Here is a 14921-nt window from a genome sequence, read left to right as displayed (position 1 = left end):
TGTCTACGGACTTTAAAAAGGCCGAAATAACTTTTAAAAAGCACAGTATGAAAAATATTATATGCAGCTTACTTTTCATCCTCCCCGTACTCTTATGGGGCAAGGAGATAGCTGTCACCACACCACAAGAACTGGAAAAAGCTGTGAAGAATGCCGCTCCCGGAGACAAGATCATCATCGACAACACATCGCCCTGGAAAGACGTGAAGCTCAAAGTCTCCGGCAAAGGAAACAAAGAACATCCTATACTGATCACGACCGCAGATAACCAAGCCCTGTTTATAGAAGGAATATCTTCCCTTTCCATCGGTGGCGAATATCTACACATCCGGAATTTCTATTTCCGGCGCGGACAGGCTCCCGACAAGTATCTTATCCGGTTCCGGACAAGCCAGGACAACCTTGCCAACCACTGTACTATAGAAAATTTTGTCATCGACCATTACAACAAACCCCATCGATTTGACAACGATAATTGGGTGGTTCTCTATGGCAAACATAATACGGTGACCAAGTGTACATTTGACGGAAAGATCAATTCCGGCCCCATGCTTATCGTAGAGATAGAGGATGAAAAAAGCCAACAAAATTTTCATACCATCCGGCACAACCATTTCAAGAACAGGTATCGATTGGGTTCCAATGGAGGTGAAACCATGCGCTTTGGTGTGTCCCGATACTCGATCTACGATTCGAATACGCAACTGATAGACAACTATTTTGAGCACTGCTCGGGAGAAACCGAGATCGTCTCCATCAAATCCGGCAGCAATTATATCGCCCGCAATGTTTTCTGGGAGTGCGAAGGATCCATTGTACTGCGCCACGGTGACCACAATGTCGTCGATGGAAACCTCTTTGACGGTAATTTCAAAAAAGAAACAGGAGGAATCCGCATCGTCAACTCTGGCCATACCATCAAAAACAATACCTTAAAAAACCTACGGGGAAAAGGGTTCAGAGCACCACTCGCCATTATGAACGGTGTCCCCAATTCGTTGATCAATCGTTATATGCCCGTCAAGGACGTGGAGATCTTTGACAATACCTTTGTGGATTCCGAAATCCTGGTCTTTGGTGCAGGGAATGACAACGAACGTTCTGTAGCACCTCAAAACATTACTTTCCGCGACAACTCCTTTGTTCATTACCCTAAAGAATGGTATATCAATACCAACGACGGTGGTATTATATTCCAGAATAACAAATTTACCGATCAATACACAAACAAAGCCATGCCGTCTGATCGTTTTGGCAGTTCTCTGGCTGTACGGAAACAAGTAGACGGATCGATAAAGCCAGTGAAACATCTGGTGACCGATGCCGCACACCTACAACAATATCTTGACGACGCTCATGCCAATGATACGCTCCTACTACAACTGAATCATACGCATATCAGCTTGAAAGAACCCCTAAAAATCAACAAGCCTATCGCCCTGATAGCAACCCAACCTTATACCTTTGTCAGCAATTCCTTCAAATCTATGCCTGCTTTTATCCTCATCACCAACGGCGGATCCTTGCATATCGCAAACTTCCACTTCCTCGGCACATTTGAGAGCTATGGCAATGTAGGTGCAGGCATCAGTACAGACAAAGCGGGCGTATTGCAAAGTTATCAACTGACTGTCAAGAACTGTACATTTACCGATTTCAACGAAAGTTCCTTTGCTGGTATTAAGGCTGAAAAATCCTCCTTTGCCGATTCACTCATCGTCAAAAACTGCTTTTTCTACAATATTTCCGGAACAGGCATAGCCTTCAATGCTGAAAAAGAGGATAAAGGTATCTATAATGTAGAAAATGCACTTATTCAAGATTGCATTTTTTCCAATATCCTAGGTAGCGCTATTGATATTTACCGTGGCGGCAACGACGAAAGCACGACCGGCCCATTCGTGGAGATCTATCATTGCACCTTCAACGAAGTAGACAACAAAGAACAAGGTGCCGCTATACGATTGATCGGTCCACAGTTTATCCGTTTTGCCTACAACAATATCTATCAATCTGGGCAGGGAGGCAGGAGCATAGAATGTCGCGAGTTTAGATACCATGATATCAAGATCGAGAACTCCAACTTCTATGAGACCGGAAAGATCGACACGTTCTATCCGCACAACATCGGTAAAAATACAGCTCTTTTACCCGCATTGATTCCTTATTCCAAATTGAATAAAAAACTACCCCAATCTTTTAACAAAAATAAAACCATAGGAAGCCATGAACTTTTATAAACTCACTTTCACACTACTATTCGCGGTCTTGCTCTACAGCAATTGTTCTGCCAAAAAGGTTATTCCCCAGCCAGATACTACACCAAGGACCGAAGTAAAAAATGTAGAGGAACTCCATGCCTTAAAACTTCGTCCGGGCGATACAGTCTACCTCATAGGGAATGTATGGGAAAACAGTAAAATCACACTGAAAGGTGCGGGCACAGCACAGCAACCCATCGTGATCCGTATAGCCGATCCAAAAAAAACAAGCTTTTCCAAAAATTCTAACCTAACTATCGACGGAACATATATCGTCGCCGATGGCTTTATCTTCAAAAACGGTTTTTCGGACGGTCGGGATGTCATTACTTTTTCGAAAAGATCTTCCTATTGTACCTTGACAAATTCGGCCATATTGGACTACAATCCCCAAGACAAAGACCTGGATTACAAATGGGTCTCTTTACATGGTTCGCACAATACCGTGGAGAATTGTGAATTTACGGGAAAAACACATTCAGGTACGACACTCGTCGTATGGCTGAATGAAACCCCCAACCACCACAACATTATCAAAAACTATTTTGGCCCTCGTCCGGAATTGGGAAAAAATGGAGGCGAAACGATACGCATCGGTACTAGCCAATGGTCCATGCATACCTCCAGTACACTTGTCAAAAACAATATTTTTGATAGTTGTGACGGTGAAATGGAGATCATTTCGGTCAAATCCTGCCACAACATCGTCGAAGACAACCTCTTTTTCGAATGTGATGGCACACTCACACTCCGTCACGGCAACGACAACATCATCCGCAACAATTTTTTTATTGGCAATGATAAAGCTAATACCGGTGGGATACGTATCATTGGCGAGAGGCAACTTGTAGAAAACAATTATTTGCACAAACTAAAAGGTAAATCACTGCGTTCCGCCTTGTCTCTCATGAACGCAGTAGAGAATCCTGAATTGCACGAATATTTTCAGGTGCAGGATGCCCAAGTCATAAACAATATCGTGGTAGAATGTACCGAAGGGCTTGTCATCGGTGCAGGAGCCAATATGACCCGTACCGTTGTCCCCAAGAATCCTACTATAAAGAACAATATTCTCCAGAGTGTTGCTACAGTCATCAAGTACGAAGCCGAACCAATAGGCCTAAGCATACATGACAACAAAACAAATGCCTCTAAAGTAGAAAATGGATTTGTGAAGCTCGAAAAGATATTAAAGGCAAATAAAAATGGGCTTTATACCGATCGACCTGCCTTTTGGTTGGAGAAAGAAATGAAAATCGGACCCGATTGGAAAAATTTAGAACAAAAGAGGTTTATGGTAAGATAGCACACGTGCCGCGTGTGCTTATGAAGGGTAGGCACAGGCGGCAAGCTTATTCATTTGCCAAATGCTTAGCAGGCAATGATCGCTGTAAAATCATACTCAGCACGACAACCAATACGCAGCCGATAAGGTTGAGCCACAGGAAAGCAACGACATCTAAGGTCCATATCCAGACCACCAGGATTTCAGAAAGCACAGCTCCCCAAAAAACGGCCCTTCCCTTTACATGTCTGACATAAAATGCAACGAGGAATATACCCAATATCGTCCCGTAGAACAAAGATCCCAAAATATTGACCGCCTCCAAAAGATTACCTAATTTATTGGCGTATAGCGCGATCACAATGGTAAATATCCCCCATCCCAAGGTACAGATCCTTGAGGCAAGCAAGTAGTTTTTTTCAGACGCCTGTTTGTTGACGAATCGCTTGTATATATCAATGACGGTTGTAGAGGCCAGCGAATTGATCGCACTAGCAGTTGCTCCCATCGATGCCAACATGATGATCGCCACCAACAAACCGATAAAACCAATCGGAAAAGTGGATGTCACAAAGGATAGAAAAATGTAGTTGTTGTCGTTGGTATCTGCCTCCGGATTGTTTTCCTTGATCAATGCAATGACTTCGCCACGCAGCCCATTCGCCTGTTCGTTCAATCGGGCAAGCTGCTCGCGGTCTCGATCTATTCGGTGTTGGTCTTTGACAGCAAGGCTATTCGTGAGGTCGTTTATAACGACTTGCTTTTCATTGCTAAGCGCTGTCTGTTTTTGAAGAATCTGTTGATAAGCCTCATTGTATCCACTTTGCTCCAATTTTTGGGTCTCCACTGGATTGAAGAACAAAGGAGGAGTATGATATTGGTAATACGCAAAAACCAGAATACCAATCAGCAATATGCAAAATTGCATAGGCACCTTCAACAATCCATTCATCAACAATCCAATACGACTATCGCGAATAGAGGAACCCGTTAAGTATCGCCCTACCTGGCTTTGATCTGTTCCGAAATAGGACAACTGCAAAAAAAATCCCCCGATCAACCCTGTCCAAACCGTGTACTGATTGTTGAGATCCAATGTAAAATCAATTGCATTCGTTTTTCCCGACTTTCCGGCAATATGCAGCGCCTCCTGAAAACCGATATTGTCCGGCAACAAATGGATGACCATAACTCCCGCGGCCAACAGTCCCCCAAAGATAATCCCCATTTGCAACAATTGTGTATACGACACAGCCTTGGTACCGCCATAGGCGGTATAGAGCACCACGAGACTTCCGATGGCCAGCGTCGTATAGGTCACATCAATATGCAGGATAGTCGACAGGATAATAGAAGGCGCAAAGATCGTGATACCCGTAGAGATACCACGCTGTACCAAGAACAGGAAAGCCGTCAGTGCACGCGTTTTCACATCAAAACGTTTTTCCAAGAACTCATAAGCCGTGAACACCCTGAGTCTATGGAAAATAGGGATAAACGTAATACAAAGCACAATCATCGCAAGGGGGAGTCCAAAATAAAATTGGACAAAGCTCATTCCCGAAGAATATGCCAATCCCGGAGCCGACAAAAAGGTAATCGCACTGGCCTGCGTAGCCATCACAGAAAGACCGACAGTATACCAAGGCAAAGAACGGTTACCAAGGAGATAACCATCTATATTACGGATATTTTTACTCTTGTACAATCCATAGAGGACGATACAGAGCAATGTTGCAAAGAGTACTATCCAATCAATAGTACTCATGAAGAATAATAAAGCGTGAACAGATACATGAGAAGGATGCACACCAGTAGCCACACCACAACCCATATATAGAATTGTCGCCAGCTACGGATAAATGGGGGCAAACCTTTGTTATCTATCATGCGTTTTTTGAGGTAGTAAGAAGGCATTGAAGAATACGGCAAATAATGCACCACCGATCAGGCCTCCGATGATACTAAGGAAAGAACCACAGACTGCAAAAGCGATCAACGCTCCCAAGACTGTGCCTATTAATAAGATTAAACCTTTTACGTTCAAGGGTTGAGTGTCGTTTACTTGATTTTCCATGTGATAAGATATATTTTTACTTCTCTATTGTGAGCAAATTTACAAATAATCTATAAGCTCCGGGTATTCCGGCAGGCAATTGTCTGAAAAACGACAGCGATGTGTAGACAAATTTGCCTTTACCATACTTTGTGATCAGCAAAGAACCACTGCTTGTCGCCTCGTCCTTATCGTGCATACGTATCGGAGTTCTGTATTTCGTATCTATGTTTGTCGCAAAATATAGCCCCCTCTCCTGTACCCAATCATCAAAATCTGCCGATGTGATTTTGTTCGGATAGCTAAATACAGGATCGTTCTGATCAAAATCAACTTTGGCATCTTCCTCCGTCACACGGTCTCGTGAGAGCTGAAAAGGATAAGGTCCCAAATGTGCTGTCTGTAGTCTTGTATTGACATTATACTGCATCAATACGACACCACCTTGTTCCACATATTTCAATAGTTGAGCAAGGGAGGCTCCACTCCGCTCGCTGACATTAAAATAGCGAACACCTACTACAACAGCATCAAACTGTTTGAGATATCCTGCTTCAATCTGATTATTGCTCAACGTACTTACTTCAATACCGATATTATTTAGGGATTGCGGGATCAAATCTCCCGCACCGTTGATATAGCCCACTCTCTTGATAGGGTTGACCAAGTCTACATACTGTAGCTGTACTCCGGCCGACGGAAATCCTGTAAGTACGGGTATATGGTCATAGCTTATCGTTTTGACAGACTTCAAAAGCTCATTATTCCGCGAGAACGTCAGTTGCCCTCTTTCCGGTTTTTGTCCATTTGGCCTGATAGACAAATGTTTCGTTAGGATGTTGCTCTCCGAAAAATCAAGTTCAACAATTTGGTCACTGGCTAGCCAGCCTGTTGGATGGTCTATTTTTACACTGTACTTTTTTTCCTTTGGATCGTTATTTGTAAAGCTGACTTCAACTTGCTTTTCTTCATTATCGGTAAAAAGAATACTGCTTTCTTTACAAGTGACAGTAAGCTGTGGTACAACGGCCAAATCTTGATGGATCTCACCCCTTACCGGATCCACTGACTTAAACTGTATATCCCGATTGAGCAGGAGCGTATCGTTCCCTACCTTTAACGCTATCTGCAGGCGTGGTTTTTCTTTGTTTATCGGATAGCCACAGTCCTCCAAATCAATAGTATAGTTTCCACCGGAAAAGGAGTTAATAAGCCAATAAGGCTGCGTCGTTTTATTCCATGTACTCGTTATCTCGCCTCTCCAAAGTTTATTTTCGGACAAAAAAACTCGCTGAGGAAGACCATTCACAAGCAGTATTTCCACCGTATTATTCGGATTTCGTACGATTGCCTCTATATGCACCGGAAACTGATGGGCAATGGCCACTTGGGGTTGATTCACAGTAGCCTCTATCCATAGTCCTGCACACGCCACTATCAAATCCTCCACTTCCTTATTTTTTTGTGCTCTCCAATACTCGTCTGGAATCCTTTGGATCTCTGTACGCAAAGCAAATAGATCCGAAACAATTCTTCCCGGATGATTCGCGTCAAACTCTTGATTGACCTTTTGGACAAGCGCTTGGACTTTATCCGTCCCGGCAATTCTATTCCAAGATGTATTGACATCATCCATCAACGTTGATCTGGCTTCCTTGCCTGCCACATGCTCGAAGTATTCGATCTGCTGACCTCGTGTGGATGCCGCACCAAAACCTTGCGACTTGTGCTGTGATCGGCTGTGTGCTGCAATTTCCCCATACGACTGTCCCAATAAGGGATTATACGCACCGATATCTATTTTGAGTTGATCGTCAGAAGTATTGTTCATTCCTCCAAAATTGGCTGTATTCCAGACCAGACGGGTTGCCTTCCAAGGCTGTACCTCTTGCAGTTGTTCGGGAAATTTATTCGGATCGGCTGCCGCCAAAAAAGCCTCATGGGCCAAGATCGCCGAAGCCTGGTGATGACCATGACCACCCCTCTTATCCGGAGGGAAGCGGGTAATGATCACATCGGGTCGGAATTTACGGATGATATACACAGACTCTGCGAGTACTTTCTCCTTGTCCCAAAACGTAAAAGTCTCTTGATGTGTCTTCGAAAACCCAAAGTCGTACGCCGAAGAGAAAAACTGCTCCCCTTTATCGATTCGTCTGGCCGCCAGCAATTCATGCGTACGTATCAATCCCAAGTTCACACCCAAATCCGTACCGATAAGATTCTGCCCCCCTTCACCCCTCGTCAAGGACAAATAACTTGTCCTGTATTTTTTTTCTTGCGCCAGCCATGCTATCAGTCGGGTATTCTCGTCGTCTGGATGTGCCGCAAAATACAAGACTGTGCCCAATGTGTTGAGCTTGTCAAGATGAACCTTGATATCCCCGGCATCCCATTGTTGTTGCTGACCCGACAGATCCTTGAAAAATAGGCAAATAATAAAGAGAAGAAACAGATATAGCTTTGACATGCCCTAAAAATACACAAATAGGTGGATTGCACAAAAATCAACACAAAAAAAGAGCTGTCACAAGCAACAGCTCTTCTTCCAACAATTAAAAATCTTTTTGAGTCTTAAAGCAGTGCGCAATCAGTATGGCAAAGCAGGAATGCTATGAGCATTTTTACAACCTAACAACCCATGAGTAAAGTTAAAATAAAAAGATAGAATCACGAAGGGTGTATAAAAAAAGATTTCCACAAACACAGGATTGTTAACAATTCTGTGTTTGTGGAAATACTTTGCCTTGACAATATAAGTTTTATTATCCTTTATCTATAGAACCCAAAACACGTTTCATAAAAACATTCAGCGCCTCTTTTTTGGGTGTCCCCTCCTTGATGAGTTTATCCACCTCAATGGCTCCATACATATTGGATATAAGCTCACCGATTACATCCAGCTCTTCGTCTTTGAGGGAAGGTACTTCGGTCAAGGCCTCCAATGTCTCGATAGCTTCCAGAACAAAATCGGCATCATTCTGCTCGATAAAGTCCGTAAGATGCTTAATTATGGGTAACTTCATTCAATAAATCGACTAATCCTTCTATTTTGTTTGTTTGAACCTGATTGACCAGCTCTCCATTTTTAAAGGCGGCAAAAGTAGGCAAATTGTTCACATTGGCAAGCTTTCTTGATTCCGGAAATTTCTCCGCATCCACAATTACAAATTTGACATTCTCATTTTCGCCAGCCAATTTTTTGAATTTAGGTTTCATGATACGGCAATTGCCACACCATGAAGCTGCATATTGAACCATGACGGTTTCGTTTTCAGCAACCAATTTCTGTAATGTATCGTTTTCTAATTCTTGTAGCATGATTCTTAGTTTAAGATTCTTTTAGTTTAGGGTTTAAGGTACTACACTATTGAACCTAAACCCTAAACTTGAAAACTAATTAATTCATTGATAGGTAAGAAGCAACACCCTCACGCGTAGCGTTCATAGCTTCTTTACCTTCTTCCCAGTTAGCCGGGCACACTTCACCATGTTTCTGAACGTGTGTGTACGCATCGATCAAACGCAAATATTCTTTAACGTTACGGCCAAGCGGCATATCATTGACAGATTCGTGGAATACTTTACCGGTCTCATCGATCAAATAAGTAGCACGGTAAGACACAGCCGAACCTTCTACCAATGTACCATATTCAGGATGCTCTACCTCTTTCATTTCTAAAATACCCAATACACTAGAAAGATTACGGTTTGTATCTGCAATGATAGGATATTCTACACCTTCGATACCACCATTGTCTTTTGCAGTATTCAACCAAGCAAAGTGTACTTCGTTTGAATCGCACGAAGCGCCGATCACAATCGTGTTGCGCGCAGCAAATTCAGCAGCAGCTTCCTGGAATGCATGCAATTCTGTTGGGCACACAAAAGTGAAATCTTTTGGATACCAGAACAAAAGGACTTTTTTATTTTCTTGTCTTGCTTTTTCAAAAATGTTGATAGAGATGTAATCGCCTAGATAATCGATAGCATCAACTGTAATGTTTGGAAAATTTTTACCTGTAAAGCTCATAATAATTTTTTCTTTTTGTTTGCCACAAAGATAGCTCATTTCTAGCTCGGGAAACAATCAAAAAAGTTGATAACATATTGAGAAAATCTATTAAAATCTGATTATAATCATAAATATCTCTTATAGATAAATGTAAAAAAAATAATTACTTTTGTTCAGTTCCAAATAGGTGTATTTTCTATGTTACGACCACTAAAAAGCACCTGATTTGTCGAATGGCCCTGTAGTTCAACGGATAGAATAGATGTTTCCTAAACATTTGATAGCAGTTCGATTCTGCTCGGGGCTACCAGACCGGAAAGGTGAAAAAAATCTTCACTTTTCCAGTTTTTTATTTGATGTAAGTTATTGTTTATCTGATAGATATAGCGTACTACGCTATTCAGCCGGGGAGTTCGATATTGCGAACCGTCAAAAGTGATTTTTTCCGGAAATATCGAACTTATTATTGCGCGTTTATCCGTTACCGTACCATTTTCATACATCACATCTATTCTGGTTAATGTTTGAATGGCTTTGTCAAGAGACCTTTCAATACTGGCTACTGATGTGGTGCTGGATTTTTCAGCGAGCTGTCCTTCCAGTCTCGCCAGTTTTGATTCGCATTCGGCTTTGATCTCTTTGTAGTCCCCTGCATCAATTGCTTCGGTCAATAACAGATCCCGTGCTTTGGAAAGTTTGGCATTCAGCTTATTTATTTCTTCCACCACCTGCTTACTGTTGTTCTGCTTTTGCCGGAACTGGTATTGATAGGCCTGCGTAATGATCGCCTTCGATAAATCAACGACCGCCGGATGGGGTTTGAATTTCCTTAGTTCCTCTACAAAAAGGTCATTGGCATTGTCAGCCCGTTGCCTGAACCCACAGGAAGAAATACAGTGGTAATAATAGTACAGCGAATATTTGCCCTTTGAGGCGCTCCCTGTTATCATACGGTCGCATTTCGGGCATACCAGGTATCCCCGCAAGGGCAGGTTTTCATCCGATGCTATTTTCGTATTCGGGCGCTCCTTACGTTTATTACCGTCGAGGACATCCTGCACCATGTAGAACAGGTTCTCCGATATGATCGGCTCATGCTGTCCCTGCACAAGATGGGCTTCTTCCTCCTTATATTTCGGGATAAAAATCTTGCCGCAATAGACCGGGTTTCGGATAATCGACCAGAAGTTGCTACGGCTGCATTTCAGCCCTTTTTTGTTCGCCTCTTTTCTTACCTGGTCGGCAGCCAGTGTACCGTAGGCAATTTCGTTGAAGGCCCACCGCAATATCCCGGCATTTTTCTCATGCACGGCAATGTATTTTTTGCCATCCTCCGAAACCTTATTGATATATCCGACCGGTGCGGATGCCATCCAACGTCCTTCTTTCTTAGCCCGGCGCATACCATAGAACGTATTCAATGCCCGCCTGTCGTTTTCCACTTCCGGCGCAGCGAGGTAGAAAGCCATCATCATCTTGTTCTCAGGGATGGACATATCCAGCGGCTGTTCCACGGCCTGCGGCTCTATCCCGTACTGCCGTAATGTACTGATCATCTGGTAGGCATCCCCGGCATTCCTGCTGAACCTGTCCCATTTGGTAAACAGCACCAGATCGGTTTTTACCTTACGTTTTTTATATTCCGACAGCAATTTCTGCCATTCAGGTCTGTTGAATGTCTTTGCGGAGTGATCCTCGAAAACGACCTTACGAACCTGTATGGAATTTATTTCGCAGTATTTCCGAAGCCTTTCCTCCTGGTCACGCTGGGAATAACCTTTGTCGGCCTGTTCGTCGGTACTGACCCTGATGTATAAATCTGCTAATTTCATGGTATTAAATGCTGAGGTACAATCTTTTACACACAGGTAAATATACGAAATTAAGACGGGTTTTTAAAGCATTGTGCCATAGCGATTTCAGCCATTTTATACAGAAAATCCAGTATCAGCTTTGCCTGTTCCAGTGTTACTTTCATTCCACCGTTATTGAGTATTTCCAATGCTTTTTCGGGTGTTATCCTGTTCTTCACGTTTCCTTCCATCTCACACCTCCTTTTTAGACAGCAAAAGCCCTGACGGGCTTTGCATCATCACTATAATTAAATTGCCCTCACATACCTTTGTCCACAAAATATATCCGGCTTCCTTTGTTCCTGTTATACGACGGCTCATACCGGATATAGCCGTATTCACTCAACTCCCTGATGCACCTGTGGTAAGTCATGGCCGACGATACCTTGGCTATATGCATAATCTCGCGGCTGAACACCTGTATCGGGTTATCGAAACCATGCAGCAGACGGTATTGCAGCAATGCCGCATAGATACCTATATGCGTCGTGCTGATGCGGGCATCGTTTTGTATCGCTTCAAAGAAATCGCCCAAAGGTGTTATGTCCATCCGCTCCATATTACATCACACGCATACCGTTCCTTTTCGCCTGTCCCTGCTGCTGCCGCTCACTTTCCTTTTGCGCTACCCTGACCGCTTCCATCGTCTTATTCCCTAAAGCCGTATTCAGCGTGATCTTCCGGGAATGCTCATCATACACATTGACCGACTTATGCTGCGGATTGGCCTCGATATAGTAGCGCCGCTCATGGCCGTCCTTTGTAAAGGTTACAGACTGGCGCTCACCGTGTTTGAGTGCGTCACGCAACCTGTCCGCTTCGCCCTGGTTGAGCAGTTCCTTCAGCGGAAGCTGTTGCAGCACCTGATCAATGTTGTAGCCATAGCCTGCATGGAACTCCTTTACCCGGAAATTTCCCAGCGCATCCCTGTCGTTGAAGTCCAGCTGCAGCCAGCGCCCTTCCTTTTGGACGGAACGGCCGGACAGGAGATTGTATGCTTCCGTCGTGTTCACGCCCCGGCCGTTTTCCATGCCGAAATACTGCTGCCGCTTTTCATCCGGTCTGTTTTCGTTGTGCAGGTCCGCTTTGTACCCATCAAAGCGGTAGGTGCCCGAATGATCTTTTACGAATGACAGGCGATAATCCAGCCGTTCCTTTTCATTGATGTAGCGCGAAACCGGGATGGAAAACTGCTGCTGTCCCTGGTTCATGTTCTCCCCGATTTTTTCCGAAAGCCCGGTGAAGCCCGCCCGCTGCACCTGACGATCCAATGCCTGCCTGTTTTCCTCCATACGCAGGCTATCCTGTTTCACTGCGATCCGTTCCCTGATGGGAACGACCACCAGCCTGCGCAGCAGCCTGACCATGATGTGCGGATAAAGCCGCTTTTCCATGTGGTTGCGCTCCTGCCTCAGCAGCTTCAATGCAAGGCGTTCGTCCATATCCCTTGTGCCTTTATAGGTTGTTGCAATACGGTCATAGTAGCTTAGCTTTTCCTTCATCAGCGCACGGTTGGACGATAGGTCAAATGAAAACAGCCTGCTGAAGCGTTCCTCCCTCGAACGCCATCCGTTCAGCGCCGTTTCCACCCTGTTTACGGGAATGCGGTTATCCATATCTTATCCATTTAGTCTGACATCCGTTTACCGGTTCATACGGACTGCGATTGCCTTTTCCTTTTTTTGTTCGCCGCCTTCGGTATTTCAGGGCCGTCATCTTCCACAGGTGCCTGCCTTTGTTTCTTATTGTCCTGCCCGGCAGATTGCCCTTCGCTTTGGGACTGCGTTTCCTTTTTTGACTGGCGGTTGTCCAGCCTTTGCATTGCACTGTCATAGATATTGATGGTCTTGAATTGGGGATTGGCTTCGATATAATGTTTCTGTTCCGAACCGTCCACCTGAAAGGTGGCCGACTGCCTGTTGCCTTTTTTGAGCGACTCCAGCAGGCTGCCCTTATATTCCTCATGTCCCAATTCCTTTATCGGGTGTTTGGACAGTGCGGCTTCCAGGTCGTAGCCGTAATTCTGGTGGTAATGCTTCAGCTTGAAATTGCCGCCCGCATCGCTCTGTTTGAAGTCCATCTGTATCCAGGCGTTGTAAACCTGCCCCTGTTTGTTGGTCAGGTCTTTATTGACCGAACGCCCTTCCATCAGGTTGTAGGCTTCTTTGAGCGTGATGTTATTGCCCTTGTTGATGTAAAAGGTCTGCGCCATGTTTTGCGCACCGCTTCCCCTTTCCACGCTTACGCTGTACTTATTGAAGAAATACATATCGCTCTGTTTGGACTGGCTGAAATACAGTTCCGCCGTTACCCGGTCGTTGCCGTACTGTGTCTGGTGCTGCAACTTAAAATCCGGCTCTCCCTTTTCGATGGCCGCTTTGAGGCTGTTTTCCAGTCCCTCTCCGAAACCGGTGTACTTCACCTGGTCGCGCAGGTATTCAAAATTTTTAATGTTCATGACTTTTGGATTTTGTTCGTTATTTATTTGTTCCGTTGCCAGTCGTTGGTGGCGCATGGCCACCATCAGGGCTACATCGACAATCCCGTTCCGTTCCGTCAGCAGGCTGCCGTCGTTCATGGCCTCCGCCATCGCCCTGTATGCAGACCGGATGGCGAGATAATCGTACCTGTCCACGTCCGTTGCCATTTCATGGCAGAACTCCTGCACATCGTACAGTCCGCGGAACGTATATAGTCCTTCTTTACCGAGAGGGTAATCCCCATCGTGAAAAGCCACATATTCTTCGCCCTGCCAACGCTTTTTCACAAGATGTTCCAATATCTCCCGGTAATCTTCTTTCCTGATCTTCATAGCTATGCTATATTTTCAGCGTAAATAAATATTGGTTAAGATTGACCGGGATGGAAGAATTGGCCTCATTGCCGAATACGTCCCAGCCCTCATATTCCGTATCGGGAAAGAAACCGTCACGGCTACGGGCGAACAGCTCCAGCCGTCTGCGGTCACCGAACAGCCGTTCGATGCGGCGGCGTATTTCCGGTGGTTTCTGCGAGTGCTTCCCTTTGGGACATATCAGCACCTGCGGTACATCCTTATTGACGCGTTTCAGCGGACGGCCTTTGGTGAACAGTAGCACCACTTCCGCATTGGCACGGGTATAATAGCCCATGCCCAGAAAAAGGTCATGGTTGTGCCGGTTGCGTTTTACCCATACAAAAGCCACCGTTTTATACCGGAAACCCCATGCCCTGCCCAGTGCAAAGGCTTCCGCCAGGCATGGAAAGGTTGCCCACATGAGCAGTACACAATCGGGGTTGCACAGGGAAGCAATATCCAGACAGGCGAGATACCCGAGTGACTGGGTGTTGTAATGCCGGGAGGCCGTCCGGCCTGCGGTCTTTTCGCTCCATACCTTATACGCCCACGGCGGGTCAGCATAGATGATGTCGTATTTCCTTCTCCCATTTCCCATCCCGCAACAACTTTTAC

Annotated in this window: 14 protein-coding genes and 1 tRNA gene; 3 read left to right on the top strand and 12 right to left on the bottom strand. The window is 44.8% G+C overall.

Annotated features, from left to right (window positions below; all coding sequences use genetic code 11):
• Window positions 1-47 precede the first annotated feature (47 nt).
• Both G5B00_RS03630 and G5B00_RS03625 read left to right on the top strand, forming a co-directional pair.
• Complete coding sequence (locus G5B00_RS03630) at window positions 48-2240, top strand: chondroitinase-B domain-containing protein (RefSeq protein ID WP_163871881.1); 2193 nt, start codon at window positions 48-50, stop codon at window positions 2238-2240.
• Entirely contained in the window at window positions 2227-3567 is a 1341-nt protein-coding gene (locus G5B00_RS03625; protein WP_163871880.1) for a polysaccharide lyase 6 family protein, read from the top strand. Before G5B00_RS03630 ends, G5B00_RS03625 begins: the two co-directional genes overlap by 14 nt.
• Before the next feature lie 46 nt (window positions 3568-3613).
• Here the strand turns inward: G5B00_RS03625 and G5B00_RS03620 are convergent, their stop codons facing one another.
• The 6 genes from G5B00_RS03620 to G5B00_RS03595 all read right to left on the bottom strand — a co-directional run bounded on the left by G5B00_RS03620 (window position 3614) and on the right by G5B00_RS03595 (window position 9674).
• The gene (locus G5B00_RS03620; RefSeq protein WP_163871879.1) at window positions 3614-5314 is read right to left on the bottom strand and encodes a sodium:solute symporter; all 1701 of its coding nucleotides are present in this window, start codon (window positions 5312-5314) and stop codon (window positions 3614-3616) included.
• Between the two features lie 111 nt (window positions 5315-5425).
• Complete coding sequence (locus tag G5B00_RS03615) at window positions 5426-5623, bottom strand: hypothetical protein (RefSeq protein WP_163871878.1); 198 nt, start codon at window positions 5621-5623, stop codon at window positions 5426-5428.
• Between the two features lie 16 nt (window positions 5624-5639).
• Entirely contained in the window at window positions 5640-8072 is a 2433-nt protein-coding gene (locus tag G5B00_RS03610; RefSeq protein ID WP_163871877.1) for a PIG-L family deacetylase, read from the bottom strand.
• 295 nt (window positions 8073-8367) lie between these two features.
• Window positions 8368-8628: a DUF6952 family protein gene (locus G5B00_RS03605; RefSeq protein WP_163871876.1), complete on the bottom strand. Its 261-nt coding sequence runs from the start codon at window positions 8626-8628 to the stop codon at window positions 8368-8370.
• The gene (locus G5B00_RS03600) at window positions 8609-8923 is read right to left on the bottom strand and encodes a thioredoxin family protein (protein ID WP_163871875.1); all 315 of its coding nucleotides are present in this window, start codon (window positions 8921-8923) and stop codon (window positions 8609-8611) included. Before G5B00_RS03600 ends, G5B00_RS03605 begins: the two co-directional genes overlap by 20 nt.
• Before the next feature lie 79 nt (window positions 8924-9002).
• Complete coding sequence (locus G5B00_RS03595; protein WP_240894368.1) at window positions 9003-9674, bottom strand: peroxiredoxin; 672 nt, start codon at window positions 9672-9674, stop codon at window positions 9003-9005.
• A gap of 178 nt (window positions 9675-9852) precedes the next feature.
• Between G5B00_RS03595 and G5B00_RS03590 the strand changes: the two genes are divergently transcribed.
• A tRNA-Arg gene (locus G5B00_RS03590) sits at window positions 9853-9927 on the top strand.
• On the opposite strand, the gene G5B00_RS03585 is transcribed toward G5B00_RS03590, so the two are convergent.
• The 6 genes from G5B00_RS03585 to G5B00_RS03560 form a co-directional block, all read right to left on the bottom strand.
• Window positions 9887-11449: a recombinase family protein gene (locus G5B00_RS03585; RefSeq protein ID WP_163871994.1), complete on the bottom strand. Its 1563-nt coding sequence runs from the start codon at window positions 11447-11449 to the stop codon at window positions 9887-9889. The genes G5B00_RS03590 and G5B00_RS03585 overlap by 41 nt on opposite strands.
• Window positions 11450-11499: 50 nt before the next feature.
• Window positions 11500-11661 (bottom strand): hypothetical protein, encoded by a 162-nt coding sequence (locus G5B00_RS03580; protein ID WP_163871874.1) that lies wholly within the window; start codon window positions 11659-11661, stop codon window positions 11500-11502.
• Window positions 11662-11729: 68 nt separating this feature from the next.
• Entirely contained in the window at window positions 11730-12020 is a 291-nt protein-coding gene (locus G5B00_RS03575; RefSeq protein ID WP_205966282.1) for a hypothetical protein, read from the bottom strand.
• 10 nt (window positions 12021-12030) lie between these two features.
• The gene (locus G5B00_RS03570) at window positions 12031-13086 is read right to left on the bottom strand and encodes a hypothetical protein (protein ID WP_163871872.1); all 1056 of its coding nucleotides are present in this window, start codon (window positions 13084-13086) and stop codon (window positions 12031-12033) included.
• 35 nt (window positions 13087-13121) lie between these two features.
• On the bottom strand, window positions 13122-14282 hold the full coding sequence (locus G5B00_RS03565) for a hypothetical protein (protein ID WP_240894367.1): 1161 nt from the start codon (window positions 14280-14282) through the stop codon (window positions 13122-13124).
• Between the two features lie 7 nt (window positions 14283-14289).
• On the bottom strand, window positions 14290-14904 hold the full coding sequence (locus G5B00_RS03560; RefSeq protein WP_163871871.1) for an MT-A70 family methyltransferase: 615 nt from the start codon (window positions 14902-14904) through the stop codon (window positions 14290-14292).
• Window positions 14905-14921 lie beyond the last annotated feature (17 nt).

Source organism: Parapedobacter sp. SGR-10 (assembly GCF_011030405.1).
Lineage (GTDB): Bacteria > Bacteroidota > Bacteroidia > Sphingobacteriales > Sphingobacteriaceae > Sphingobacterium.
Note: the sequence above shows the minus strand (reverse complement) of the source record. Positions and strands in the feature narration are given on the sequence as shown.

Bases quoted from the DNA above. Each gene is read 5' to 3' on its own strand.
- G5B00_RS03630 (WP_163871881.1), top strand. From the start codon at position 48: ATGAAAAATATTATATGCAGCTTACTTTTCATCCTCCCCGTACTCTTA.
- G5B00_RS03625 (WP_163871880.1), top strand. From the start codon at position 2,227: ATGAACTTTTATAAACTCACTTTCACACTACTATTCGCGGTCTTGCTC.
- G5B00_RS03620 (WP_163871879.1), bottom strand. From the start codon at position 5,314: ATGAGTACTATTGATTGGATAGTACTCTTTGCAACATTGCTCTGTATC.
- G5B00_RS03615 (WP_163871878.1), bottom strand. From the start codon at position 5,623: ATGGAAAATCAAGTAAACGACACTCAACCCTTGAACGTAAAAGGTTTA.
- G5B00_RS03610 (WP_163871877.1), bottom strand. From the start codon at position 8,072: ATGTCAAAGCTATATCTGTTTCTTCTCTTTATTATTTGCCTATTTTTC.
- G5B00_RS03605 (WP_163871876.1), bottom strand. From the start codon at position 8,628: ATGAAGTTACCCATAATTAAGCATCTTACGGACTTTATCGAGCAGAAT.
- G5B00_RS03600 (WP_163871875.1), bottom strand. From the start codon at position 8,923: ATGCTACAAGAATTAGAAAACGATACATTACAGAAATTGGTTGCTGAA.
- G5B00_RS03595 (WP_240894368.1), bottom strand. From the start codon at position 9,674: ATGAGCTATCTTTGTGGCAAACAAAAAGAAAAAATTATTATGAGCTTT.
- G5B00_RS03585 (WP_163871994.1), bottom strand. From the start codon at position 11,449: ATGAAATTAGCAGATTTATACATCAGGGTCAGTACCGACGAACAGGCC.
- G5B00_RS03580 (WP_163871874.1), bottom strand. From the start codon at position 11,661: ATGGAAGGAAACGTGAAGAACAGGATAACACCCGAAAAAGCATTGGAA.
- G5B00_RS03575 (WP_205966282.1), bottom strand. From the start codon at position 12,020: ATGGACATAACACCTTTGGGCGATTTCTTTGAAGCGATACAAAACGAT.
- G5B00_RS03570 (WP_163871872.1), bottom strand. From the start codon at position 13,086: ATGGATAACCGCATTCCCGTAAACAGGGTGGAAACGGCGCTGAACGGA.
- G5B00_RS03565 (WP_240894367.1), bottom strand. From the start codon at position 14,282: ATGAAGATCAGGAAAGAAGATTACCGGGAGATATTGGAACATCTTGTG.
- G5B00_RS03560 (WP_163871871.1), bottom strand. From the start codon at position 14,904: ATGGGAAATGGGAGAAGGAAATACGACATCATCTATGCTGACCCGCCG.